Here is a 21,748-nt window from a genome sequence, read left to right on the forward strand (position 1 = left end):
CGGGGCGGTAGTTTAAAGCGCGGAGTGGTAGTTCAGTCGGTTAGAATACCGGCCTGTCACGCCGGGGGTCGCGGGTTCGAGTCCCGTCCACTCCGCCACAAGTTTGAAGTTTTGCAGTGCGTAGGTCCCCATCGTCTAGAGGCCTAGGACACCGCCCTTTCACGGCGATAACCGGGGTTCGAATCCCCGTGGGGACGCCAGCCTTCGCTGGTAGTAAAACAATTTGGGGGTATAGCTCAGCTGGGAGAGCGCTTGCATGGCATGCAAGAGGTCAGCGGTTCGATCCCGCTTACCTCCACCAAATTTGCGGTACTTTCTGGTCCCCATCGTCTAGAGGCCTAGGACACCGCCCTTTCACGGCGATAACCGGGGTTCGAATCCCCGTGGGGACGCCAGTCAAAAGTCCTGTTTCAGGCAGTTTCGGCCAAAGCCCGGTCGGAGCGGCAGGTCCAAGCGCGGAGTGGTAGTTCAGTCGGTTAGAATACCGGCCTGTCACGCCGGGGGTCGCGGGTTCGAGTCCCGTCCACTCCGCCAGTCATTCGCCAGTCGCAAAAGTGCAGCTCCTTGCTGCATGCCAAGCCCTAGTCTCCTCCTGGAGCCTAGGGTTTTTTGCTTTGATCGGGCGTGCCCGCAAGGCGGGTGCTTGGTTTCGATGGGGCGGGTTCTCGTGCCCGGGTGTTCGTCGCGTGTGCCGGCGACGGCCAACAAAAAACCCCCGGGGGGTGCCCAGGGGTTTGGCATTGTCAGGCCTCAGCCCGGCAGTGCTCAGGTGCGACGGCGGCGCAGGGCGGCGAGGCCACCCAGGCCCAGCGCCACGAGGCTCATGGATGCAGGCTCCGGCACCTGCAGCGTCACCGGATAATCGCCGGCGTACGACACGCCATCCTGCGCGTGCACACCCGATACGCCCGGCTGGGCAAAGGAGTACAGGTAGCTGGTGGCGCCGTTGTAGGTCACCTTCACGACCTCGCTGGCGTAGGCGGTAGCCGGCGCGCTGGGGTCGATGGTCTTGAGGAAGGCGCCTGCATTGAGCAGACCCGCCAGGCCGATCGTGACCGCGTCGTTGTTGAGCAGCACGTAAGAGATGTTCGGGTCGCTCACCAGTTGATAAGGCGCGCGGCCGCCCAGGGCGGCGTTGGCGGTGCCGAAGCCGGCAACTGCGGTGCTCAACTGGCTGGCGGTGATGTCGGTGCCGAAGGCGGCTTTGTAGGCGCCGCTGATGTAGCTGGTGGTGAGGGCGGTAGCGTTGCCGCCCACAAACCAGTCGGCCATCGTCAGGCTGCTCAGGGTGATGGCGTTGCCGTTGAGGGTGCCGGTGAGCGTGCTCACCGGGCCGCCGAACTTGCTCAGTTCCACGTTACCGCCGGGGGTGGTGGAGTCGCCAGCGAGCACGCCGATGAGGGTGGCGGAGGCGCTGGGGGCGAGCACGCCCGCCGGACCTTCGGCCCAGAGGATCACCGATCCGGTGGTGCTGGGGGACTGGATGCTGTAAGCGGCTGCGGCCCCGGAGCCGAGTGCCAGCACGAGGGCGGCGGCAAGCTTGGTAGATTTCATCATCGAAACAACTCCTGAAGTTCATGTTTGACGACCGGCGGCGAAGGCTTGCCGGCGGTCGTCGTCAAAGCCCTCCGCCAGATCGGCGGGCAGGGCGTCAACGCGCACTCGCTTCTTCGGTCGTGCGCTGACGCGTAACAAATACCACGCCCAATATGAGGAATTGAGGCTGGGTTGGTCGATTGACAATCGATAACAAAATTGAGTGTCGCAGTTGCATGCGATGCTGAGATAACGGGCTCAAACTCCGCTCCCAAAATGGGCGTGGCATCGATGGCGACCCTTCGGGGAGGTTTGCGCCCTCCGGTGCCGAGGGTCGGTCACGGTGAGGGGGGCGCTGTCGTGCTGTGCCGCACCAAATCGTGGCGGCATGGGGTGGGCGGGTATGTCGTTTTTCTGTGTTGCAGGTATGGGCGTGTGCGAGCTGCTTTCACCCTCGCCGCAGCCTGGGAGTGTCGGAATTTTTTACACAGTTTGTTAAATATTGATAAATCATAAAATAGTGTTATGATTAGTAAGGACATTATTTTTGGTGTGGAATTTGCTTGAAAGCCGCCTGATTGCTGGCTTTGGCGGCTTCGCGGGGCTTGATGATCGGGTGGTTTTCTGCTTGTTCCGGTGTTTTGCGACGTGCAGGCCCAGCAGGTCTTTTTGCCGCCAGTCGCCATCTGTTTGGTGTTCCATGTGGAATATTTCCGGGGTTGCTCTGCAAGATTTTGTAAAATGCATCACGGTTAGCTTCATGGGGTGCAGGGGTTGGCCGGTGTGTCCGGTGCCGGTGTCGAATGGCGGCGATGTCTTGCCGTGTTGCCGGTTTCTCTCCCCGGGTAGGGTGGGTTCAGGCTGTTTCGCTGTAGCTGAGGGTCAATGAAATGTTTTCGCTTGCGCTGTTCCTGATGGGGGTTGTGGTGTCCGCGGTGGCCATCCACTACGGCATCCAGGGCGCCCATCGGTTTGGGGTTGTCGACAAGCCGGGCGGCCACAAAGCGCACGATACCGTCACGCCCTTTGTTGGCGGGCTGGGCATTCTCGCCGCCATGCTGACTGCCGGCTATGTGGTCAGCCACTACTTTCCGGCCTTCGGCGACCGTATTTTCGTGCTCATGGCCGGCGCGCTCATCCTGTTCGTGACGGGCTTTGCCGACGACATCCTCCATCTCAACTACAAGATCCGCTTCGGTATCCAGGCCGGTGTGGGGTTGATGATGGTTTACTGGGGGGGCGTGCAGCTTGCCGATCTGGGGCAGCTCGCCTCCGACGACCTGCTGCTGCTGGGCTTCCTGGGTGTGCCGCTCACCCTGGTGGCCACCATTGGCGCCATCAACGCGCTCAACATGATCGACGGCATCGACGGGCTCTCGGGTTCCCTGTCCATCGTCAGCCTGCTGTTGATTGCCCTCGCCGTCTATATCTCCGGCGATCTGGCTTACTTCTCGCTCATCATCATCGTGGCCGGTGGGGTGGCGGGCTTTCTGCTTTTCAACCTGCGCTACCTGGGATGGCGTCGGGCCCGCTGTTTCATGGGCGACAACGGCAGCATGCAGCTGGGTTTCCTGTTCGCGTGGCTGCTCTCCGATCTTTCCCAGGCTAACGACAGCGTGCGGGCCATCACGCCCATCACCACCCTGTGGCTGTTTGCCGTGCCGCTCATCGACACCCTCTGCGTGATGCTGCGCCGGATGTGGATGGGGCGCTCCCCCTTCCATGCCGACCGCAACCACCTCCACCACCTCTTCCTGCGCGCCGGCTTCCGGGTGCAGGACGCCGTGCTGGTGCTGGCGCTGGTGCAGTTCTGCTTTGGCGCGGTGGGCCTTCTGGGTATGTACGCCGGGGTGGATGAGCTGGCGATGCTGGCCGCCTTCGTGATGGTGTTTGCGGCGTGCTTCTTCATCGTGCTGCGCCCGTGGCGGCTGGTGCCGCTGCTGCGGCGCATTCACCGGGTGCTGGGCATGACCTCCGTGCATGCGGTGGGGGTGCATGTGGCGGGCCTCTCCGAGCCGCGCCTGGCCCCGTTTGCAGAAATGCTCAACCGCTGCATCGGGCCGCACGTGGATTTCCGCTTCCGCGCCTACCGCACCGAGGGTGAAGGCGGTCCGGGCTGCTACGGCGTGATCCAGCTGCTTGGCGACGATCAGGATCTTACCCAGCTGCAGATCAGCCGCATCATTGCCGTGCTGCGCCGCGAGGTGGGGCGCGAACCGGGCGTGAAGATCCGCCAGTTTGTCGACCGCAAGGAATCTCACGACCGCCGCGTGGGCGCCCACTTCCGCCGCGAAGAGCGCCGCGGAGCGGATCGGCGCGCCTCTGGCAAGTCTGCGCTGGTATATCGGCTCGACAGCGCTGCCGGCGAGCCCAGCATCGTGGCGCAGGGCTGAGAGGGGTAGCACGTTTTGTACGATCGCATTCTGGTTGTCTGTACCGGCAACATCTGTCGTAGCCCCATCGCCGAGTTCCTGCTCCGCGACGCGCTGCAAAGCAAGGGCCGTACGGTTCAGGTGACTTCCGCCGGCGTGGGCGCCCTGGTGGGAGACCCCGCCTACGAAACCGCGACCGCCATGATGGCCGCGCGTGACATTGATCTGGCGCCCCACCGGGCCCGGCAGGCCGATGTGGCCATCTGCCGCGGTGCCGATCTGGTGCTGGTGATGGAAAATCACCACCGGGAAGCCCTCACCGACATCGATCCGGCCGTGCGGGGCAAAACCTTTTTGCTGGGCCACTGGGGCAAGTTCGAGATCCCCGACCCCTACAAGCGTTCTCAGGCGGTGTGGGACCGCGCCGTCGGTTTGATCGATCAAGGCGTGGCCGATTGGGCCCGGCGCTTGTAACGCTTTTCACAACAATCGTGTCCGATGTGTGTCTTGTGCCCTATGACGTTAACAGGGCTCATTTATCATTCAGGTACTGTTCACACAAAACGAGTCAGGGCTTCCATGAACACAATTCCTGATGGAGCGCACGCTCCCCTCACATCTTCAACGCCACGCTTTGCGAGCCGCCTGCTGCTGGCGCTGGTGTGCGCCAGCCTGGGCGCCTGCGCGGTTGTGCCGGGCGACAAGGCCTATGGCCTGCGCGACCAGCAGTCCTCCGTCAAGCTGCCGGTGCGCCAGCCCGAGGCCGCCGAGCCGGTGCCGGCCAATGTAAATATCAAGCCCATCACCGCCGAGCTCATCATCGAGCAGATGAAGCTGGCCGCCGCCGAACGCCCCACTGCCACCAACGCCAACCTGGGCGCGCGGGGCGGCAAGGCTGCCGGTCCCACTGCTGCGGTGCCCGATTACAAGGTTGGCCCCGGCGACGTGCTCACCATCATCGTGTGGGATCACCCCGAGCTAACCACCCCGGCTGGCCAGTATCGCGCAGCCGATCAGGCTGGCACGGTGGTGAATGAAGACGGCACCATCTATTACCCCTATGTGGGCTCCTTGCAGGTGGTCGGCAAGACTTCGCGCCAGATCCGCGAGATGCTCGCTTCCCGCCTGGCCAAGTTCATCGAGCGCGTGCAACTGGATGTGCGCGTGGCCGCCTTCCGCAGCCAGCGCATCTACGTGGTGGGCGAGGTGGCCAAGCCCGGTCTGCTCCCGATCTCCGACGTGCCGATGACCGTGCTTGAGGCCGTCAATCAGGCTGGCGGCTTTGGCCCCGAGGCCGACCACAGCCGCGTGCTTCTTACTCGCAAGGGGACGACGTTCCGCGTGGATATCCAGGCCATGTACGAGAACGGCGCCACCGAGCAGAACGCCCTTCTGGAGCACGGCGACATCCTCAACGTGCAGGATCGCAGCTTCAACAAGGTGTTTGTGCTGGGCGAGGTGCAGAAGCCCGGCTCGCTGGTCATGACGAAGAAGCGCTCCACCCTTGCCGAGGCCCTGGCCGACACCGGCTACATCGCCCAGGACAAGGCCAACCCCAAGTGGATCTACGTGATGCGCGGCGAAAGCGAAACGCCGGAACTCTTCCACCTGGATGGCAGCTCACCGGACGCCATGCTGCTGGCCGACCGTTTCCCGCTTCGCCCGCGTGACATCGTCTATGTGGATGCCGCCGATGTGGTGCGCTGGAACCGTGTAATCACCAATGTGTTGCCGACAGCACAAACCCTGTTCCAGCTGGGTGGGGCCAAGTACCCACTCTTTGGTGGTCGTAACCCCTGACGGATCAGGTAAAGCCAAGATATGAACAGAGCGTAGCGATAACCTAGCGACGCTCTGTTCGCTCCACTTTCTAGCAATCAATCCTGTGTAGGGCTGGATAAAACCGGCCTGCTCAGTATCCCGCAGACAATAGACCGCCATGGATACCGAAAAGCTTAAACCCGCAGCACTACTTGGTCAGCAAGTGGCTGACTCCGACGAGGGAGGCGAGGGCCTTGCCGTTGGCGAGATTGTCGCTGTCATTATGGAGCACCGATGGCTTATCGCCATCATCACTGCAGTGTTCCTTGTGCTTGGCCTTGCGTGGACCTTTGTCTCTCGTCCTGTCTATAAAGCGGACGGCCTTGTTCAGGTAGAGGAGAAGGGAGGCGGGGGCATGGCGATGCTAAAGGACCTGCAACCCCTTCTGGGTGACAACACCACTGTAGCGGCTGAGCAGGAAATTCTCACGTCGCGGATGGTGCTCGGGCGGGTGATCGAAAAGCTCAAGCTCGATATTGACGTACGCCCAAAGACCTTTCCCTTGATTGGTGGTGCAGTTGCGCGCCGCTACAAGGGCGATGTGCCGAACGAACCGCTGTTGGGGTTATCCAGTTATGCATGGGGCGGTGACTTGGCGCAGGTGGATGCTCTTAAGGTACCGCGTGACGCATTCGACAAGCCGCTGACACTTGTTGCCGGAGAGTCCGGCAGCTTTGCCTTGTTTGATCAGGACGGCGACGAAGTGTTAAAGGGGAGGTCGGGGGAGCGCGCGGTAAGTGGCAAGTACGAGATCTTCATTGCTCGCCTCGTCGCTCGCCCTGGCACGCGGTTTATTGTGACCAAGCTTTCTCAAGAAATGGCAGTCATGGCTGTGCGTGAGAAGCTGGCGGTCAAGGAGCGAGGCAAGAAGTCCGGCATTCTTGAGGTGAGCTTGTCTGGAAACGACATCGACAAAATCGTTGTTGTTCTCGACGATATCCTCAATACCTATGTACGGCAGAACGTTGACCAGCGTTCCGCCGAGGCGGAAAAGACGCTCAAGTTTCTTGAGACGCAGCTTCCAGCGCTTAAGAAGGAGATGGATGCCGCCGAGGCGGCTTACAACAATTATCGCCAAGCACGCGGTTCACTTGATCTGAATATCGAGACGCAGAGCGTCCTGCAGTCCCTTGTGGAGGTGGATAACCAGATTGTGGCGCTAAAGCAGGAGCGGGATGAGTTGCGCCAGAGCTTCACCGCTGAACACCCTCGCGTCCAGGCTGTCGATCAGCGGCTTGACCGACTGAGGGACCGCAGGCGGCAGTTTGACGCTGATGTAAATAAGCTGCCTGATACCCAACAAAAGGTGCTGCAGCTCGCACGTGACGTTGAAGTCACCACGACGCTCTATACGAATCTCGTCAATACGTCTCAGCAGCTCAAGGTGTCGAAGGCTGGAACCGTAGGCGATGTGCGCATCGTTGATGCTGCCGCTGCTGCTAGTGAGCCAATCGGGATGAAGAAATCAGCCGTTCTAGCTGTTGCTTTGCTCTTGGGACTGATTGCCAGTCTTGTTGTCGTCTGGGTTAAACGTTCGCTACGGGTTGTAGTTGAAGATCCGGAAACTATTGAAGCTAAATTGGGCTTGCCGGTGTATGCCACTATTCCTCATAGCAACGACGAGGTTTCTATCAGTCGGCGAGTAAAAGGCAAAGCAGCTTCTGGCGAACTGCTGGCGGTTGCAAAACCCGAAGACGATGCAATCGAAAGTCTGCGTGGTCTACGCACGACGATTCATTTTGCGCTAATGGATTCGACGCACAATTCGCTACTCATTACAGGCTCGAGCCCTGGCCTAGGTAAGAGTTTCATCTCCAAGAATCTGAGCGCGGTGTTGGCGCAGTGTGGGCAGCGTGTTGTCATTGTTGACGCAGACTTGCGCAAAGGCCACGTCAACAAGGAATTTGGGCTTCGTCGCGAAGTTGGTGTATCTGAGTTCGTCTCCGGAACTGCTAGCCTTGAGGAAATCATCAAGCCAACGAGCATTCCGAATCTCTGGGTCGTTACCACCGGTCAAATACCGCCGAATCCGTCAGAGCTGCTGATGCACCTGAGGTTTGAAGGTCTTTTGGAGAAGCTCGGCGAGCAGTTCGATACCCTTATTGTTGATGCGCCGCCGATTCTCGCCGTATCAGATGCTGCAATTATCGGTCGATTGACGGGCGCAACGCTGATGGTTGCGCGAGCAGGCCACCATCCGATCTCGGAGCTTGAGCAGGCAGTAAAACGCCTCAATCATGCGGGAGTTCAAGTTAGGGGTTTCGTCTTCAATGATCTTGATACGAATCGTCAGAAGTATCGGTACGGCTATAAAGGATACGTGTACAAATACTCCTATTCATCGAAGAACTAAGCACTGCCTTCTTCTGATTACTGAAAGCGTTGTATGGGACTGGGTGAGTTGTCTCGCTCCAAGCGCGCAGCGCTTACCTCGGTATTAAATGTTGTTGCTCAAGCCGTACAGGTCTTGACGGGGCTCTATAGCGTCCCGTTGTCTCTCAATTACTTGGGGCAAGAGCGATTTGGCTTGTGGATGGCATTGTCGGCAATTCTGCTGTTTGTGTCGTTCTCCGATTTTGGTGTCGGAATTGGCGCGCAGGATAGGATCTCAAGGGATTCTGCCAAGGGGGATAGCTCCAGCGTAAGGAGTGTGTTTTGGAGCGCTCTCCTTTTTTCGCTGATCTTGGGGTTGTTTGTCTTCACAATTGGCGTTGTTGTTGCGGGAGCTGTGCCACTGCCTGCCTATTTTTCGCTTCAGTCGGCTCAGGCTAGATCAGATGTAACGCCGGCACTACAAACGATTCTCGCCATTCTTGCTGTTGGAGTTGCGTCTGGTGTCGTGCAGCGAACATTTAGTGCGCTGCAGCAGGGCTACTCGATCGCCGTTCTGCAAGTTATCTCGCGCCTTTTTAGTCTTGGTTCTTTGTTGCTTGTGGTGAATCTTGATTTAGGGTTGCCCGCTTTGGTTTTTGCAGTGGCAGGGATCCCGGTTGCAATGATATTGCTGATAGGTCTACCAACGCTGATAACTATCAACCCTGCTCTTAAGCCGAGCCTCGAGGATTTTAGCCTTGCTCAGGTTAAGGGGCTGTTGGGGATCGGGTTTGCAGGGCTTGGAGCCTCTGTTGCAATCTATCTCGTCAATAGTGCTGGTGCTTTTCTAATTTCCGTGAGGTTCGGTGCCGGCAGTTTGGTTGACTATTCGGTGGTCCAAAGACTTATAAACATACCAATGATGTTCGTTGTGTACTTGTTGATACCTCTATGGCCTGCGATTACCGATGCAAAGATCAAAGGCGATGGTGAGTGGATTGTGCGCGTGTACAGAAAGTCAAGTCGGGCTGTGTTTTTATTTGGCGCAGTCTGCGCCGTCGGCCTGTTGGTGGCCGGGGATTGGGCGATCGTACTCTGGACAGGAGATGCAAGCGTTGTTCCTAGCACTTCCTTGATGCTTGCGTCGGTTGTCTTTATGTTAATTTCGTTCTGGAATTCGTTGATTACTACCATTCTCAATGGGTACTCTCGATACAGAAGCCAGGCGACGCTCGGAGTATTAATTGCGTTGGCGTCTGTAGTGGTTGGTTTTGTCTTTCCCGTATCTCTCGCGTCTAAAGAATTGATGGTCTGGATCATTGATGCCGGATTTGCCATTAGATGCTTGGTTCTTCGGCGAGAGGCAGTTCGGATGATTGGCGCTGGTCGAGTGTGATGAGATATAAAAAATGATTGAGATCGCACAGAGCCCTCGTTGCATATCCAGAGGGCGCTCTGGAACGGCACGCCGAGGGCTGGAAGTGTTTTCGGTTTTTTGGCTTGTGATTAGCTCGGGCGGTGCCTACTATAACAATTCAGCGGCTGTTAATATTGTATTGTTGTTAAGTGTCGCTTTGATTTTAGTTCAGCTATTTGTTTTTAGAGCCGATCTGATGGCTAGGTCGGGGCGTGCCGTGATTTACATGGCAGCACTTTTCTTACTCATGATCTGCTCAATGTTGGCAAACAGCGACACAGCCTCGTTCCTGACATATGCGCGACTTCTTGTCGTCGTTGTGCTGGCTATGTGCACCGTCCGTTTGGTTGGGGTTGCGCGGTTTCTCAGTTTATGTGTTTTTTCTGTCGCGTTTCTTTCGCTGGTTTCGTTGGTTCTTTATTACAGTGAGGCGCTTGTTTCATTTTCTTCTTTATTTCCGTCCTTTTCTTCGAATGAGATTTCCTATCGGAATGCATTCCTTTATTCGGAGATTGAGGGGGTGGAGCGAAGAAATTCAGGTGTTTTTATTGAGCCCGGGCTTTTTCAGGTTTATTTGAATTTCTGTCTTGGGTTGCTTCTGCTCGGGGTTGTTAGAGCTCGGGGCGCGAATGTGTTGATCCTGGTTTTTCTGGCTTCAATATTTTCAACCAGTTCGACGACAGGATTCATTGTCGCCACGGCTTTTCTTGTATTGTCTATCTGGGGGCCTTCTGGAAGGCTGAGCGGAGGAGGGGCTGTTAAGTATCTTATACTATTAGCGGCCCTCGTTTTCGTGGGAAGTTCTGATTATGTGACTTCCAATGTGGCTGATAAGTTCACGAATGACGTGAATATGTCATTCTTGACGCGTTTGAATTCGACTGTTATCGATTTGATTGCAATATCAGAGAATCCGTACTTTGGCATTGGTGCTGGTGAATATCTAAATTTCGTAAGCTACTATGACGGACGTGGGCTTGTTGTTGATGCTGCAACAAATACCTTTACCCAGTTGAGCGCCTATGTTGGTCTCGTTTTTTCATTGGCTGTGGTTGTAAGAGGCGGCGCGTTTTTCTTTGGTATTGTGAAGAGTCGTTCGGCTCGAGTTGCTTTCCTTGTTTGGTATGTGCTCAGTTTTGCGACTGAGCCTTTTGTATTGTTTCCATTTTTTTATACCTTTTCGTTCCTGTCCTTTGCGACAAATGAGTGATCTGGATTAAAGTTTTTATTGGGCTGGGTTAAATGAGTCGCTTTGATATTCCGGTGGTTGTGTTCTTTTTCAAGAGGGTTGAGAAAACGCAGGCCGTAATCCGGAGGATTGCTGAGATTCGGCCCTCCAAACTCTATCTTATCTGTGATGGAGGGCGAACGCCGGATGAGGACTTGTTGGTTCGGAAGTGCCGGGAGGGAGTTGAGGCGCAAATCGATTGGCCGTGTGAGGTTGTTCGTAACTACGCCGAATCAAATCGCGGTGTATATGATCGAATCGGCTTGGGGGCAAAGTGGGTTCTATCTCAGGAGAAGAGTGCGATATTTCTTGAGGATGACAACCTTCCTGAAGTAACTTTCTTCCGTTTCTGCGAAGAAATGTTGGAGCGCTATGCGGATGAGAGCCGTGTGCTCTGGGTGTGTGGCACTAACTACTTGCAGGAGTACCAGCCGAGTGATGGTAGTAGTTATGTTTTTTCCCAGCACATGCTGCCCTGCGGATGGGCTTCGTGGTCCCATAAATTCGCGCGATACTACGATGGGGATTTGGAACTGGTGGATGACCCCTATTTGTTGAGCCGTGTTCGCGATGAATATAAAGACGACGCGCTTTATCATCAGGACAAAGACAACTGGCTTCTTGAGCGGCGTCGGGTGTTGAGTGGCATACCCCCGAAGTCATGGGACTATCAGATGAGCTTTACTCAGCGAGTTCACGGCCTTCTTGCCGTTGTCCCTATGTTCAATCAAATCAGGAATATCGGGGTTGATGAGCACTCGATTCATGGGGGTACGTCCATGTCGGATGTAATGACGTCCCGATTTTGTGAATTAAGGACGCGGGCATTGGAGTGGCCTCTTGTGCACCCGAGGGCGATATTGACAGACCTCAGATTTGAAAGATTGATAGACGGGGTTGTGCTTTATCCGTTCTCCTATAGGGCGAAAGGTTTTATCAATCGTTTGCTCAAACGAATTTTTCTTGTTTCGAAGGACGAGAGCCTGACTGCGTCGCTCAAGTCGCGCTTCTTTTTTAAGTCGGAAAAGTGATATGGCGGCGGATATCTCAATGTCCAGCAGTGTCGAAAATAAACGGGTTGTAATGGTTTCGATGCATCGATTTCCCTTTGGGGATGCTGCTTCGAATCGCATGTGGGCAATGGCGCGGTCTATCGCGTTAGGCGGTTCTGATGTGTATGTGGTGGGCAATGGTGTGTTGGACCAGGGCTTGACCAAAGACGGTAATTGGGTAAGTAGTCAAGGGATTCTGTTCAAGACAGTTCGCTCGAACAAAGATTCGTTTTTTTCTCGTGTTGTTAGGCGCCTGTTTCACGTCATGTATTTTCACTCTGCGCTGAGCGGAGTGATGGGTAAGCATGTTTCGTGTGTGGTTACAACGCACGCTGGCTTGTCGTTAGGGCTGTTGTTCGCGTGCAAGTTTGTTTGGCGGAAACCTTTGATTGTCGATTGCACTGAGTGGCATGAGGCGTCTCAGTTCTCGCGAGGCCGATTCTCGGCTGATTACCTGTTGGCGAAATACAAGTTCGATTTTCTGTGTCCAAAAGCCGATGCGGTAATTTGCATTACGAATTTGTTGAAGCAACGATTCGACAAAGTGGGAGTGCGTACATTGGTGGTTCCCCCTCAGGTGTCGTCAGAGGATTTTGTGCCGCACGGCAGAGCCTTGGATGATGGAGTGCTTGAATTGTTCTATGCGGGTACTCTTGCGGGTAAGGATGATTTGAAATCCTTTTTCGCTGGCCTTTGTTTGCTTACTGACCAAGAGTTGTCTAGGGTTAGGTTTACTATTGCGGGCCCTTCACCGAAGGAGATTGGTTCCTTGATCGATTCTATCGGTCTGGAGTCAGATCGATTGCGTGCCAGGCTGCGTTTGTTAGGGCGGGTTTCGCGTTCCCAAGTGTTGTCTGAACTGAGTTCAAAGCACTTTACTGTTCTTCTGCGTCCGATAAGTCGTTATTCAATGGCAGGTTTCCCATCCAAGATTCCTGAGAGTCTGGCCGCGGGAACGCCGGTGTTGGTGAATCTGACAAGTGATCTCGATATTTATTTGAAGGACGGGGATAGCGCCATTATTGTGCGCGATCTTTCTCCGGAGTCCGTTGCGATCGCCTTGCGACGGGCGCTGGCTTTGAACCCGGTAGATAAAGATAGAATGTCTTTGGCATCGACGCATCTTGCTGCGACAATGTTCGATTACACGGTCTGGGGTGAAGAAATTACTAGCTTCATTGAATCGGTTGCATAGTTTTGATTTGTTAATAGATTGAGGTGCTTTGTGTTTAGTGGAAAAACCCTTCTTATCACTGGTGGTACCGGTTCCTTCGGCAACGCCGTCCTCCGTCGCTTCCTCAACACCGACATCGGTGAAATCCGCATTTTCTCCCGCGACGAGAAGAAACAGGACGACATGCGGAAGCTGTACAACAACCGCAAGCTGAAGTTCTATATCGGCGACGTGCGCGATCCGCAATCCATTGCTGCGGCCATGCGTGGTGTCGATTATGTGTTCCACGCGGCCGCGCTCAAGCAGGTTCCTTCCTGCGAATTCCATCCCATGCAGGCGGTGCGCACCAATGTGCTCGGCACCGAGAACATGATCGAGGCGGCAATCGCCAACAAGGTCAAGCGCGTTGTGTGCTTGTCCACGGACAAGGCGGTGTACCCGATCAACGCCATGGGTATCTCCAAGGCGATGATGGAGAAGGTGATGGTCGCGGCGTCCCGTAACCTGGAAGGCACCGACACCGTCGTGTGTGGCACCCGCTACGGCAATGTGATGGCGTCGCGTGGTTCGGTGATTCCGCTGTTCGTGGATCAGGTACTCAATGGCAAGCCCATCACCATCACCGATCCCAACATGACCCGTTTCATGATGACGCTCGATGACGCCGTGGATCTTGTGCTCTACGCTTTCCAGAACGGCAACAACGGCGACATCTTCGTGCAGAAAGCACCGGCCGCGACGGTGGACGTGCTCACCAAGGCCATTCTCGGCCTGATGAACAAGCCGGAGCACGAAGTCCGCATCATCGGTACCCGCCACGGCGAAAAGCTCTACGAAGCGCTGCTCAGCCGCGAAGAGCGCGCCTGCGCTCAGGACTTGCCGGGTTACTTCCGCGTGCCTGCCGATGGCCGCGATCTCAACTACGACAAATATTTTGTCGAAGGCGAGCAGAAGATCAGTGAGGCCGTCGAATACACCTCCCACAACACCGAACGCCTGGACGTGGATGGCATGACCAAGCTGCTGCTCAAGCTCGATTTCATGCAGAAGATCGCGCGCGGCGAAAAGGCCGAGGCGCAGGACTAAGCCGCCATGCGTATCGTGATCACCGGGGCCGACGGTTTCATCGGCCGCAACCTCTCCGTTCGCCTGGGCGAGCTTGGGCATACCGATATTGCGCGTATCACCCTCGATTCGTCCGATGATGATCTGAAGGCGGCGCTCAAAGGGGCTGATTTTGTTTATCACCTTGCGGGTATCAATCGCCCCAAGGACGTGAGCGAGTTCACCACGGGCAATGCCGGGCTTACCGAAACCGTGTGCAGCCTGCTGGCCGAATACGGCAACAAGGCGCCGGTGGTCCTGTCGTCCTCCACCCAGGCCGCGCTGGATAACCCGTATGGGGTCAGCAAGCGAGCAGCCGAGGATGCGGTGTTCGAGCATGGCACGCAAAACGGCTCTCCGGCCTATGTGTTCCGCCTGACCAATGTGTTTGGCAAGTGGTCGCAGCCCAATTACAACTCGGCGGTGGCTACCTTCTGCCACAACATCGCTCGCGGGCTGGAGATCAAGGTGAATGATCCTGCTGCGCCGCTCAAGCTGGTGTACATCGACGATGTGGTCGACGCCTTTGTCGGCCTGCTGCAGTCGCCCAGCACGCCCAGCGGCTTTGTGCCCGCCGGCCCGGAATACGACTCCACCGTTGGCCAGGTGGCCGATACGATCCGTGGGTTTGCGGCCAGCCGCGCATCGATGATTACCGATCGTGTGGGCACCGGCCTGGTGCGCGCGCTGTATTCCACCTATCTGAGCTTCCTGCCCACCGAGTCGTTTGCTTACAGCGTGGTCAAGCATTCCGATCCGCGCGGCGATTTCGTCGAGATGCTCAAGACCCCGGATTGCGGCCAGTTCTCGTACTTTACGTCGCATCCAGGCGTCACCCGTGGCGAGCACTATCACCACACCAAGACCGAGAAGTTCATGGTCCTCAAAGGCACGGCGCATTTCGGCTTCCGCCACATCGTAACCGGCGAGCACTACGAGCTGGTCACGAAGGGCGGTGAAGGCCGCATCGTCGAGACGGTGCCGGGCTGGACGCACAACATTACCAACATCGGTGATGACGAGATGATCGTCATGCTCTGGGCAAACGAGATCTTCGACCGCGAAAAGCCCGACACGTTTGCCAACAAGGTGAAGCAATGAAGAAGCTGAAGGTGGTGTCGGTTGTCGGCACCCGTCCCGAGATCATCCGGCTCTCCCGCGTGCTGGCAAAGCTGGACGAGCACTGCGAACACGTGTTGGTGCACACTGGCCAGAACTACGATTACGAACTGAACCAGATATTTTTTGAAGATCTGGGCGTGCGCAAGCCCGATCACTTCCTCAATGCGGCTGGTGCTACTGGTGCAGAAACCATCGGCAACGTGATCATTGCGGTAGACAAGGTGCTGGCAGAGGAAAATCCAGAGGCGCTCTTGGTGCTGGGCGATACCAACAGTTGCATTGCGGTATTGCCCGCCAAGCGCCGGAAGATCCCTACTTTCCACATGGAAGCCGGCAATCGCTGCTTCGACATGCGCGTGCCCGAGGAGATCAACCGCCGCATCGTCGACCACACGGCCGACATCAACCTCACCTACAGCACCATCGCCCGCGATTACCTGCTGCGCGAAGGCCTGCCGCCCGATATGGTCATCAAGACCGGCAGCCCGATGTTCGAAGTACTGACTCACTACCGCGACGGTATCGAGGCATCCGACGTGCTGGAGCGCCTTGGCCTCAAGCCGCGGGAGTTCTTCGTTGTGAGTGCCCACCGGGAAGAGAACATCGATTCCGAGAAGAACTTCACCAATCTGGTTGCCACCCTCAACGCCGTGGCCGAGAAGTACCAGATGCCGGTGATCGTCTCCACGCACCCGCGTACCCAGAAGCGTGTGGATGCGATGGGCGCAAAGTTCCATCCGCTGGTCCTCCTGCTCAAGCCCCTGGGCTTCAAGGATTACAACAAGCTTCAACTGTCGGCCAAGGTCGTTATGTCGGACAGCGGGACGATCAACGAGGAATCGTCAATCCTGAATTTTGCTGCTCTGAACATTCGGGATGCCCACGAGCGACCGGAAGCCATGGAAGAGGCGAGCACAATGATGACTGGCGTTGGGCAAGAACGCGTCATGCAAGGGCTTGCAATTTTGGAGAGTCAATGTGTCGGTTCCGAACGTATGCTGCGCCTGGTCGGTGACTACTCCATGCCGAACGTTTCCGAGAAAATTGTGAGAATTATTCATAGTTACGTTGGCTATGTTAAGAGAAAAGTTTGGTTTGAGGGGTGTTGACGACATCTATTGTGGGCGTATTGAAAATTGACTTCGTCTAATGATGCTGTGATCTTGATTGGACCGACTCCGCCCCCCGTGGGTGGGGTGTCCATTCACGTCGAGAGATTTTCTCGACTTCTGAATAGACTCGAAATTCCCTGTCTTGTCATCAGTACCACTTCATTGACTTCGAGTCGCAGTGTGATTGGAGTCGGCGGAAACGTCATTTTCGGTGTTCTCCAGAATCTACCAAAGGTCCGGGGGAAACTCGTTCTCATTCATTCGTCCGAGTTGACCGGTACGATTGTTGCACTGTTGTGTGAATTTGCCGGTGCAAAGGCTATTCAGTTTTTTCATAATGGCAGAGCGCTTCAGCGAGCTTCGTTGAGTGGAGTCCTTCATTTAATATGGGGGGGCATGTTGCGGAGGCTTTCTGCGGTCTTTGCTGTAAATTCAGATATCAAGAATGATGTAGCCTCCCTGTCGGACGGACAAGTTTCCGCCGTGGTCGTCAATCCGTTCATTCCACCGCAAGGCTCGGAGTTGAATCTGGGGGCGTTTGCTACGAGTTTTCAATCCGAGAATATTTATGTTGGATGGTGTGGGATTGCTTCCGGAGAGCGAGCTGGCATTTACGGCCTAGATTTCTTTCTGGATGCGGTTAGCAGGGTTGCCGATTTCGTGCCACGAGTGGTTGCCGTTATTGGCGCCGGCGGAGAGCTTGATCTTGATGTCATGCCGAAGAGTGTTGCGGATCGAGTTCGCATGCTTTCCCGTCAAATTGTAGTGGTTCCGCCCGAGGTTCCATTCGCCGCTGTAATGACGAAGTTATCAGTTTTTGTCCGGCCAACTCTGAGTGACGGGGATGCGGTTAGCGTCCGGGAGGCCCTTGCGTTGGGCGCGCGCGTTTTAGCCAGCGATGTTGTGAATCGTCCCGATGATGTTGAGGTTTACAAAGGTGGCGATCTTGAAGACTGCGTTTCCAAACTGGTGGCAATGTTGGATTTCCGGCGAATCCACGGCGACGCGAGCTTGATGCATGACGTGGCATTGCCAGCTGGATTCCTTTATGACGCGTCTCCGGAATGTGTTTTGGATATAATGAAGGCTGCTCAACGTTCGGCATAGCCCTCAGGTTTCGGAGTTTATGGTTAAGCTAATTTCTCGCGTCCGTCTGCTGGGTAGTACGGCAATCCATCTGAAATCTACTCAAATAGCTTTTAGGTTGTATTACAAGTTTTTTCGCAGAGTTGTCATTCGCTATGCGTCGCGCCCTGTCTCTGTGGTGGGGCTGACTAATCTCGATCGCGAGGCTGTATTTCCCGTTTGGAGTGGCCGTGCGCGAGTGGGGGATGCATGCTATGAGTTTCTCGGCGTAAAAGGGTGTGTTAATACTGCTGGCGATTGGAATGCGTCTGGCTACGATAAATTGTGGCTTTACAATCTCCATTATTTTGACGATCTCAATGGACTGGGAGCGGATGAGTGTGTTGATGGCGATGCTCGCATGGTCCAAAGGTGGATCGCTGAGAATCCCGTTATGGTTGGAAATGGATGGGAGCCGTACCCCCTCTCCCTGCGAATTGTAAACTGGTTGAAATGGTTTGTAGGTCGCCGGGAGCCTAGTCGGGAGTGGCTGGAGAACCTAGCTCGTCAGGTGAATGCCCTATATTTCCAGCGGGAATACCATATTCTGGCCAATCATTTGTTCGTTAACGGAAAAGCCCTTGTTTTTGCAGCGGCATTGCTTGATTCGCCTGAATCCAAGAGGTGGATGGGGGCGGGGCTGGCAATTCTCGATCACGAGGTGGCAGAACAGTTTCTTGACGACGGAGGGCATTTCGAACTTTCGCCGATGTATCACGCATCATTGCTTTGGGATTTGTGTGATTTGCTTTATCTGGCGAAGGTAACGACCAACGAGGCGTTGCTGTCGCGATGGTCGGTTTGGTCTGAGGTGCTTGCAAGAGGTGTTGCGTGGCTTGAATCTATGACGCACCCTGATGGGCTAGTGTCATTTTTCAATGATAGCGCGTATGGAATAGCCCCGACGCTTTGCGACATTCAATCCTATCTTGAGTTGCTCGGAATTGGCGCTTTGGACCCAGGTAGTACGTCGAGCGTACGGGCCTTGACGGATAGCGGTTATATCGTTGTTCCGATCGATCAAGGGGGAAAGGCCATTCTGGATGTTGGGGAGATTGGTCCGAGTTATCAGCCTGGTCATGGCCATGCGGATGTTCTTAGTTTTGAGTTGAGCCTTTTTGGTTCGCGGCTGCTCGTTAACTCTGGCACGTCAGTTTATGGCGAAAGTGTCGAAAGAGTTCGGCAGCGAGGTTCTGCTGCCCATAATACTGTAGTCATAAATGGACGCAACTCCTCGGAAGTATGGGGAGGGTTTCGAGTTGGACGGCGAGCTCACCCGATTGATGTCCGTATGTCCGTTGATTTCGACGACGTCGTCGTGACCGCAGGGCATGATGGATACAGGCGTTTGAGGGGGCGCCCGAATCACACTAGAACGTTCAAGTTTTCCCGGGGTCATCTATTAATTCGAGATGAGTTGCGGGGTGAACCCGAGACGGCTGTTGCTTATTTTCATCTACATCCGGATGTTCGTATCGCTGAATGTGGCATGCTGGTGACGGCGGGAGGAGACTCAATAGGGTACAAGGTGAACGGAGGCGACGTTCAGGTAATTAGCTCTACCTGGCACCCTCGATTCGGTGAGGTGCAAGTGAGTCAGTGTTTGGAAGTCACTTTCTCTGGAAAATTGTTAGAGGTTGAGTTCGTTTGGGGCGACAATGCATATTCTTTTTCTCACTGATAATTTTCCGCCGGAGGTGAATGCACCCGCAAGCCGTACTTTCGAGCATTGCAGGGAGTGGGTTCGCGACGGAGTTCAAGTTACGGTCATTACTTGCGCTCCCAATTTTCCGAAAGGCCTGGTTTTTCCAGGGTATAAGAATAAGCTCTGGCAATCGGAAGTCGTGGAAGGCATTCGTGTTATCAGAGTCTGGTCTTACGTTACTGCGAACGAAGGCTTTGTCAAGCGTATTTTAGATTATCAAAGCTTTATGCTCTCTGCTGCCATTGCGGGGCTATTTGTGCGGCGAGTGGACGTAGTTGTCGGCACGTCACCGCAGTTCTTTACAGCATGCGCTGCGTGGTTTTTGGGCGCGGTAAAGAGAGTCCCGTTCGTTTTCGAGTTGCGTGATATGTGGCCCGAATCAATTAAGGCTGTGGGTGCAATGCGAGATTCGATGGCTATCCGTGCGCTGGAGAGAGTTGAGATGCATCTCTACCGAAAGGCGGCATTGATTGTTTCTGTCACTAGAGCCTTTAAGCAGAAGCTGATTGAGCGCGGTATAGATGGCAAGAAAATTGCCGTTGTCACAAACGGTGTTGATATGTCCCGGTTTCGCCCGATGGAGAAGGACAAGAGGCTTGTTGATGAGCTGGGGCTGGCAGGGAAGTTTGTTAGTGGATATGTAGGTACGCATGGTTTGGCTCATCATCTCGAGACCATATTGGATGCGGCGTATAAATTGTCTCGCTTGCCTGAAGGCCAGCGATTTCACTTTATCCTTCTCGGAGACGGTGCGCGCAAGCAGGCGCTAAGAGATGAGGCCGCGACCAAAGGCTTGAGAAACGTTACGTTTATTGACTCTGTCTCCAAAGATGAAGTGGCGAGATATTGGTCATTGCTTGATGTTTCGATCATTCATCTGCGAAAAACTGAGCTTTTTACTACGGTTATCCCATCGAAGCTCTTTGAGTGCATGGGCATGGGGCTTCCGGTGCTCCATGGCGTCGAGGGTGAATCCGCCGGTATTGTGCGGGATTCCGATGTAGGTATCGTGTTTGAGCCGGAGAATTCCGATGAGTTGGTACATCATCTGATGTATCTTGCAGGAGCTCCAGAGGTGCATTTGGCGTACAAGGGGAGGTGTGTTCAGGCCGCGCGGCGGTTTGATCGAAAGGCCCTTGCCGCTGAGATGCTTGGCGAGCTCGCACGGCTCGTTTGAATTTTCCTATTTTTCGTTATTTCCAATTCTCAGTATAGTTATGGAGCCCCGCATGTCCCGTTCGCTGATCTACCTCGTTGCCGGCGCGCGTCCCAATTTCATGAAGATCGCCCCGATCGTTCGCGCCCTGCAAGCCCGGGCCGACCGCTTCGAGTTCAAGATCATCCACACCGGCCAGCACTACGACCGGGAGATGAGCGACGTCTTCTTCGACGAACTGGGCATTCCCAAGCCGGATTACCACCTGGAAGCCGGCGGCGGCAGCCACGCCACGCAAACGGCCAAGATCATGGTGGCCTTCGAGGAGATCTGCCAGAAGGCCCGCCCGGATTGCGTGCTGGTGGTGGGCGATGTGAACTCCACGCTGGCCTGCTCCATCGACGCCAAGAAGCTCGACATTCCGGTGGCCCACGTGGAAGCGGGCCTGCGCAGTGGCGACATGCGCATGCCCGAGGAAATCAACCGCCTCGTCACCGACAGCATTTCCGACTGGTTCTTCTGCACCGAGCCCGCTGGCGTCGACAACCTGCTGCGCGAAGGCAAGGGCAAGGACGTGGTCTTCCACGTTGGCCACGTGATGGTCGACAACCTGCTCTTCCAGCGCGACAAGCTCGACGCCTCCGACAAGTCGGGCATGGAAACCGAGGCCATCAAGGCCAAATACCCCAAGTACGGCGTGGTCACGCTGCACCGCCCGTCCAACGTGGACGACGAAACCAACCTGCGCGGCATCGCCGGTGCCCTGCGTCAGATCGCCGCCGACCTGCCGCTGATCTTCCCGGTGCACCCGCGCACCCGCGGCAACCTCGAAAAGTTCGGGCTCGATCTCGGCCCCAACGTGGTGCTCACCAAGCCCCAGTCGTACATGGAATTCCTCAACCTGTGGAAGGACGCCGCGCTGATCATGACGGACAGCGGCGGCCTGCAGGAAGAAACCACCGCCCTCGGCATCCCCTGCCTCACCCTGCGCGAGAACACCGAGCGCCCGGTGACCATCGACGAAGGCAGCAACGTGCTGGTGGGCACCGACCCGGCCCGCATCCTCGAAGAAGCCTCCAAGGTGCTGGCCGGCCAGGGCAAGCACGGCTGCCGCCCGCAGCTTTGGGACGGCAAGGCCGCCGAGCGGATCGTCGCCGATCTGGATCGCGTCCTGCCTTAAGAATGACGCGTCTACAGGCTTTTTATTGGAGTCTCTGAAATGACCACCATTGCAGTTATCGGCCTCGGCTACGTTGGCCTGCCCCTCGCCGTTGAATTCGGCAAGAAAGTGAAAACCGTCGGTTTCGACCTCCACCAGGAGAAGGTCGATGCCTACGCCCGCCACGTGGACCCGACCGGCGAAGTCGCCACCGAAGACCTCAAAGCCGCGGTGCACCTCACCTGCAGCACCGACCCCAAGGTCATCGCCGAAGCCGACTTCATCATCGTGGCCGTGCCCACCCCGGTCGACGACGCCCACCAGCCGGACTTCACCCCGCTGGTCAAGTCGT

General features: G+C 55.9%; 18 protein-coding genes and 5 tRNA genes. 21 read left to right on the forward strand and 2 right to left on the reverse strand.

Annotation, left to right across the window (positions count from 1 at the left end; all coding sequences use genetic code 11):
• Positions 1 to 21: 21 nt before the first annotated feature.
• The 5 genes from ACE3N6_RS06770 to ACE3N6_RS06790 all read left to right on the forward strand — a co-directional run bounded on the left by ACE3N6_RS06770 (position 22) and on the right by ACE3N6_RS06790 (position 534).
• Positions 22 to 98: transfer RNA gene (locus ACE3N6_RS06770), tRNA-Asp, on the forward strand.
• Positions 99 to 124: 26 nt separating this feature from the next.
• Positions 125 to 200: transfer RNA gene (locus ACE3N6_RS06775), tRNA-Glu, on the forward strand.
• A gap of 25 nt (positions 201 to 225) precedes the next feature.
• Positions 226 to 301 (forward strand) — tRNA-Ala (locus ACE3N6_RS06780).
• A gap of 18 nt (positions 302 to 319) precedes the next feature.
• Positions 320 to 395, forward strand: a tRNA-Glu gene (locus ACE3N6_RS06785).
• A 62-nt stretch (positions 396 to 457) separates the two neighbouring features.
• Positions 458 to 534, forward strand: a tRNA-Asp gene (locus tag ACE3N6_RS06790).
• Positions 535 to 765: 231 nt separating this feature from the next.
• On the opposite strand, the gene ACE3N6_RS06795 is transcribed toward ACE3N6_RS06790, so the two are convergent.
• Together ACE3N6_RS06795 and ACE3N6_RS06800 are read right to left on the reverse strand one after the other, a co-directional pair.
• Complete coding sequence (locus ACE3N6_RS06795) at positions 766 to 1,557, reverse strand: NF038130 family PEP-CTERM protein (RefSeq protein ID WP_374244430.1); 792 nt, start codon at positions 1,555 to 1,557, stop codon at positions 766 to 768.
• Between the two features lie 489 nt (positions 1,558 to 2,046).
• The gene (locus tag ACE3N6_RS06800) at positions 2,047 to 2,238 is read right to left on the reverse strand and encodes a hypothetical protein (RefSeq protein ID WP_374244431.1); all 192 of its coding nucleotides are present in this window, start codon (positions 2,236 to 2,238) and stop codon (positions 2,047 to 2,049) included.
• 188 nt (positions 2,239 to 2,426) lie between these two features.
• Here ACE3N6_RS06800 and ACE3N6_RS06805 point away from each other — a divergent pair, with 188 nt between their 5' ends.
• The 16 genes from ACE3N6_RS06805 to ACE3N6_RS06880 all read left to right on the forward strand — a co-directional run.
• Positions 2,427 to 3,929, forward strand: a complete 1,503-nt coding sequence (locus ACE3N6_RS06805) for an undecaprenyl/decaprenyl-phosphate alpha-N-acetylglucosaminyl 1-phosphate transferase (protein ID WP_374244432.1) — start codon at positions 2,427 to 2,429, stop codon at positions 3,927 to 3,929.
• A 15-nt stretch (positions 3,930 to 3,944) separates the two neighbouring features.
• Positions 3,945 to 4,382 (forward strand): low molecular weight protein-tyrosine-phosphatase, encoded by a 438-nt coding sequence (locus ACE3N6_RS06810; protein WP_374244433.1) that lies wholly within the window; start codon positions 3,945 to 3,947, stop codon positions 4,380 to 4,382.
• A 105-nt stretch (positions 4,383 to 4,487) separates the two neighbouring features.
• The gene (locus ACE3N6_RS06815) at positions 4,488 to 5,708 is read left to right on the forward strand and encodes a polysaccharide export protein (RefSeq protein ID WP_374244434.1); all 1,221 of its coding nucleotides are present in this window, start codon (positions 4,488 to 4,490) and stop codon (positions 5,706 to 5,708) included.
• Between the two features lie 139 nt (positions 5,709 to 5,847).
• The gene (locus ACE3N6_RS06820) at positions 5,848 to 8,082 is read left to right on the forward strand and encodes a polysaccharide biosynthesis tyrosine autokinase (RefSeq protein ID WP_374244435.1); all 2,235 of its coding nucleotides are present in this window, start codon (positions 5,848 to 5,850) and stop codon (positions 8,080 to 8,082) included.
• A gap of 33 nt (positions 8,083 to 8,115) precedes the next feature.
• On the forward strand, positions 8,116 to 9,438 hold the full coding sequence (locus ACE3N6_RS06825; protein ID WP_374244436.1) for a lipopolysaccharide biosynthesis protein: 1,323 nt from the start codon (positions 8,116 to 8,118) through the stop codon (positions 9,436 to 9,438).
• Between the two features lie 13 nt (positions 9,439 to 9,451).
• Positions 9,452 to 10,669 (forward strand): hypothetical protein, encoded by a 1,218-nt coding sequence (locus tag ACE3N6_RS06830; RefSeq protein ID WP_374244437.1) that lies wholly within the window; start codon positions 9,452 to 9,454, stop codon positions 10,667 to 10,669.
• Between the two features lie 32 nt (positions 10,670 to 10,701).
• A complete protein-coding gene (locus ACE3N6_RS06835) occupies positions 10,702 to 11,718 on the forward strand; it encodes a hypothetical protein (protein WP_374244438.1) in 1,017 nt (338 codons plus the stop codon).
• A gap of 19 nt (positions 11,719 to 11,737) precedes the next feature.
• A complete protein-coding gene (locus tag ACE3N6_RS06840; protein ID WP_374244439.1) occupies positions 11,738 to 12,934 on the forward strand; it encodes a glycosyltransferase in 1,197 nt (398 codons plus the stop codon).
• Between the two features lie 30 nt (positions 12,935 to 12,964).
• The gene (locus tag ACE3N6_RS06845; RefSeq protein ID WP_374244440.1) at positions 12,965 to 13,999 is read left to right on the forward strand and encodes a polysaccharide biosynthesis protein; all 1,035 of its coding nucleotides are present in this window, start codon (positions 12,965 to 12,967) and stop codon (positions 13,997 to 13,999) included.
• Between the two features lie 6 nt (positions 14,000 to 14,005).
• The gene (locus tag ACE3N6_RS06850; RefSeq protein WP_374244441.1) at positions 14,006 to 15,118 is read left to right on the forward strand and encodes an NAD-dependent epimerase/dehydratase family protein; all 1,113 of its coding nucleotides are present in this window, start codon (positions 14,006 to 14,008) and stop codon (positions 15,116 to 15,118) included.
• Complete coding sequence (gene wecB / locus ACE3N6_RS06855; RefSeq protein ID WP_374244442.1) at positions 15,115 to 16,248, forward strand: non-hydrolyzing UDP-N-acetylglucosamine 2-epimerase; 1,134 nt, start codon at positions 15,115 to 15,117, stop codon at positions 16,246 to 16,248. The genes ACE3N6_RS06850 and wecB (ACE3N6_RS06855) overlap by 4 nt, the downstream gene beginning before the upstream one ends.
• 183 nt (positions 16,249 to 16,431) lie before the next feature.
• Positions 16,432 to 17,358, forward strand: a complete 927-nt coding sequence (locus ACE3N6_RS06860; protein ID WP_374244443.1) for a glycosyltransferase — start codon at positions 16,432 to 16,434, stop codon at positions 17,356 to 17,358.
• A gap of 19 nt (positions 17,359 to 17,377) precedes the next feature.
• The gene (locus ACE3N6_RS06865) at positions 17,378 to 19,057 is read left to right on the forward strand and encodes a heparinase II/III family protein (RefSeq protein WP_374244444.1); all 1,680 of its coding nucleotides are present in this window, start codon (positions 17,378 to 17,380) and stop codon (positions 19,055 to 19,057) included.
• Positions 19,035 to 20,258: a glycosyltransferase family 4 protein gene (locus ACE3N6_RS06870; RefSeq protein ID WP_374244445.1), complete on the forward strand. Its 1,224-nt coding sequence runs from the start codon at positions 19,035 to 19,037 to the stop codon at positions 20,256 to 20,258. Before ACE3N6_RS06865 ends, ACE3N6_RS06870 begins: the two co-directional genes overlap by 23 nt.
• A gap of 52 nt (positions 20,259 to 20,310) precedes the next feature.
• A complete protein-coding gene (wecB, locus tag ACE3N6_RS06875; RefSeq protein ID WP_374244446.1) occupies positions 20,311 to 21,417 on the forward strand; it encodes a non-hydrolyzing UDP-N-acetylglucosamine 2-epimerase in 1,107 nt (368 codons plus the stop codon).
• A gap of 39 nt (positions 21,418 to 21,456) precedes the next feature.
• Positions 21,457 to 21,748, forward strand: a 292-nt coding sequence (locus ACE3N6_RS06880; protein WP_374244447.1) for an NAD(P)-binding domain-containing protein, incomplete at its 3' end; no start/stop codon positions are given.

The organism is Zoogloea sp., from assembly GCF_041904905.1.
Taxonomy (GTDB): domain Bacteria; phylum Pseudomonadota; class Gammaproteobacteria; order Burkholderiales; family Rhodocyclaceae; genus Zoogloea.

Excerpts from the sequence above, each read along its gene's own strand:
- ACE3N6_RS06805 (WP_374244432.1), top strand. The coding sequence starts at position 2,427 with ATGTTTTCGCTTGCGCTGTTCCTGATGGGGGTTGTGGTGTCCGCGGTG.
- wecB (WP_374244446.1), top strand. The coding sequence starts at position 20,311 with ATGTCCCGTTCGCTGATCTACCTCGTTGCCGGCGCGCGTCCCAATTTC.
- ACE3N6_RS06850 (WP_374244441.1), top strand. The coding sequence starts at position 14,006 with ATGCGTATCGTGATCACCGGGGCCGACGGTTTCATCGGCCGCAACCTC.
- ACE3N6_RS06820 (WP_374244435.1), top strand. The coding sequence starts at position 5,848 with ATGGATACCGAAAAGCTTAAACCCGCAGCACTACTTGGTCAGCAAGTG.
- ACE3N6_RS06830 (WP_374244437.1), top strand. The coding sequence starts at position 9,452 with ATGATTGAGATCGCACAGAGCCCTCGTTGCATATCCAGAGGGCGCTCT.
- ACE3N6_RS06865 (WP_374244444.1), top strand. The coding sequence starts at position 17,378 with ATGGTTAAGCTAATTTCTCGCGTCCGTCTGCTGGGTAGTACGGCAATC.
- ACE3N6_RS06795 (WP_374244430.1), bottom strand. The coding sequence starts at position 1,557 with ATGATGAAATCTACCAAGCTTGCCGCCGCCCTCGTGCTGGCACTCGGC.
- ACE3N6_RS06815 (WP_374244434.1), top strand. The coding sequence starts at position 4,488 with ATGAACACAATTCCTGATGGAGCGCACGCTCCCCTCACATCTTCAACG.
- wecB (WP_374244442.1), top strand. The coding sequence starts at position 15,115 with ATGAAGAAGCTGAAGGTGGTGTCGGTTGTCGGCACCCGTCCCGAGATC.
- ACE3N6_RS06835 (WP_374244438.1), top strand. The coding sequence starts at position 10,702 with ATGAGTCGCTTTGATATTCCGGTGGTTGTGTTCTTTTTCAAGAGGGTT.
- ACE3N6_RS06825 (WP_374244436.1), top strand. The coding sequence starts at position 8,116 with ATGGGACTGGGTGAGTTGTCTCGCTCCAAGCGCGCAGCGCTTACCTCG.
- ACE3N6_RS06800 (WP_374244431.1), bottom strand. The coding sequence starts at position 2,238 with ATGGAACACCAAACAGATGGCGACTGGCGGCAAAAAGACCTGCTGGGC.
- ACE3N6_RS06840 (WP_374244439.1), top strand. The coding sequence starts at position 11,738 with ATGTCCAGCAGTGTCGAAAATAAACGGGTTGTAATGGTTTCGATGCAT.
- ACE3N6_RS06870 (WP_374244445.1), top strand. The coding sequence starts at position 19,035 with ATGCATATTCTTTTTCTCACTGATAATTTTCCGCCGGAGGTGAATGCA.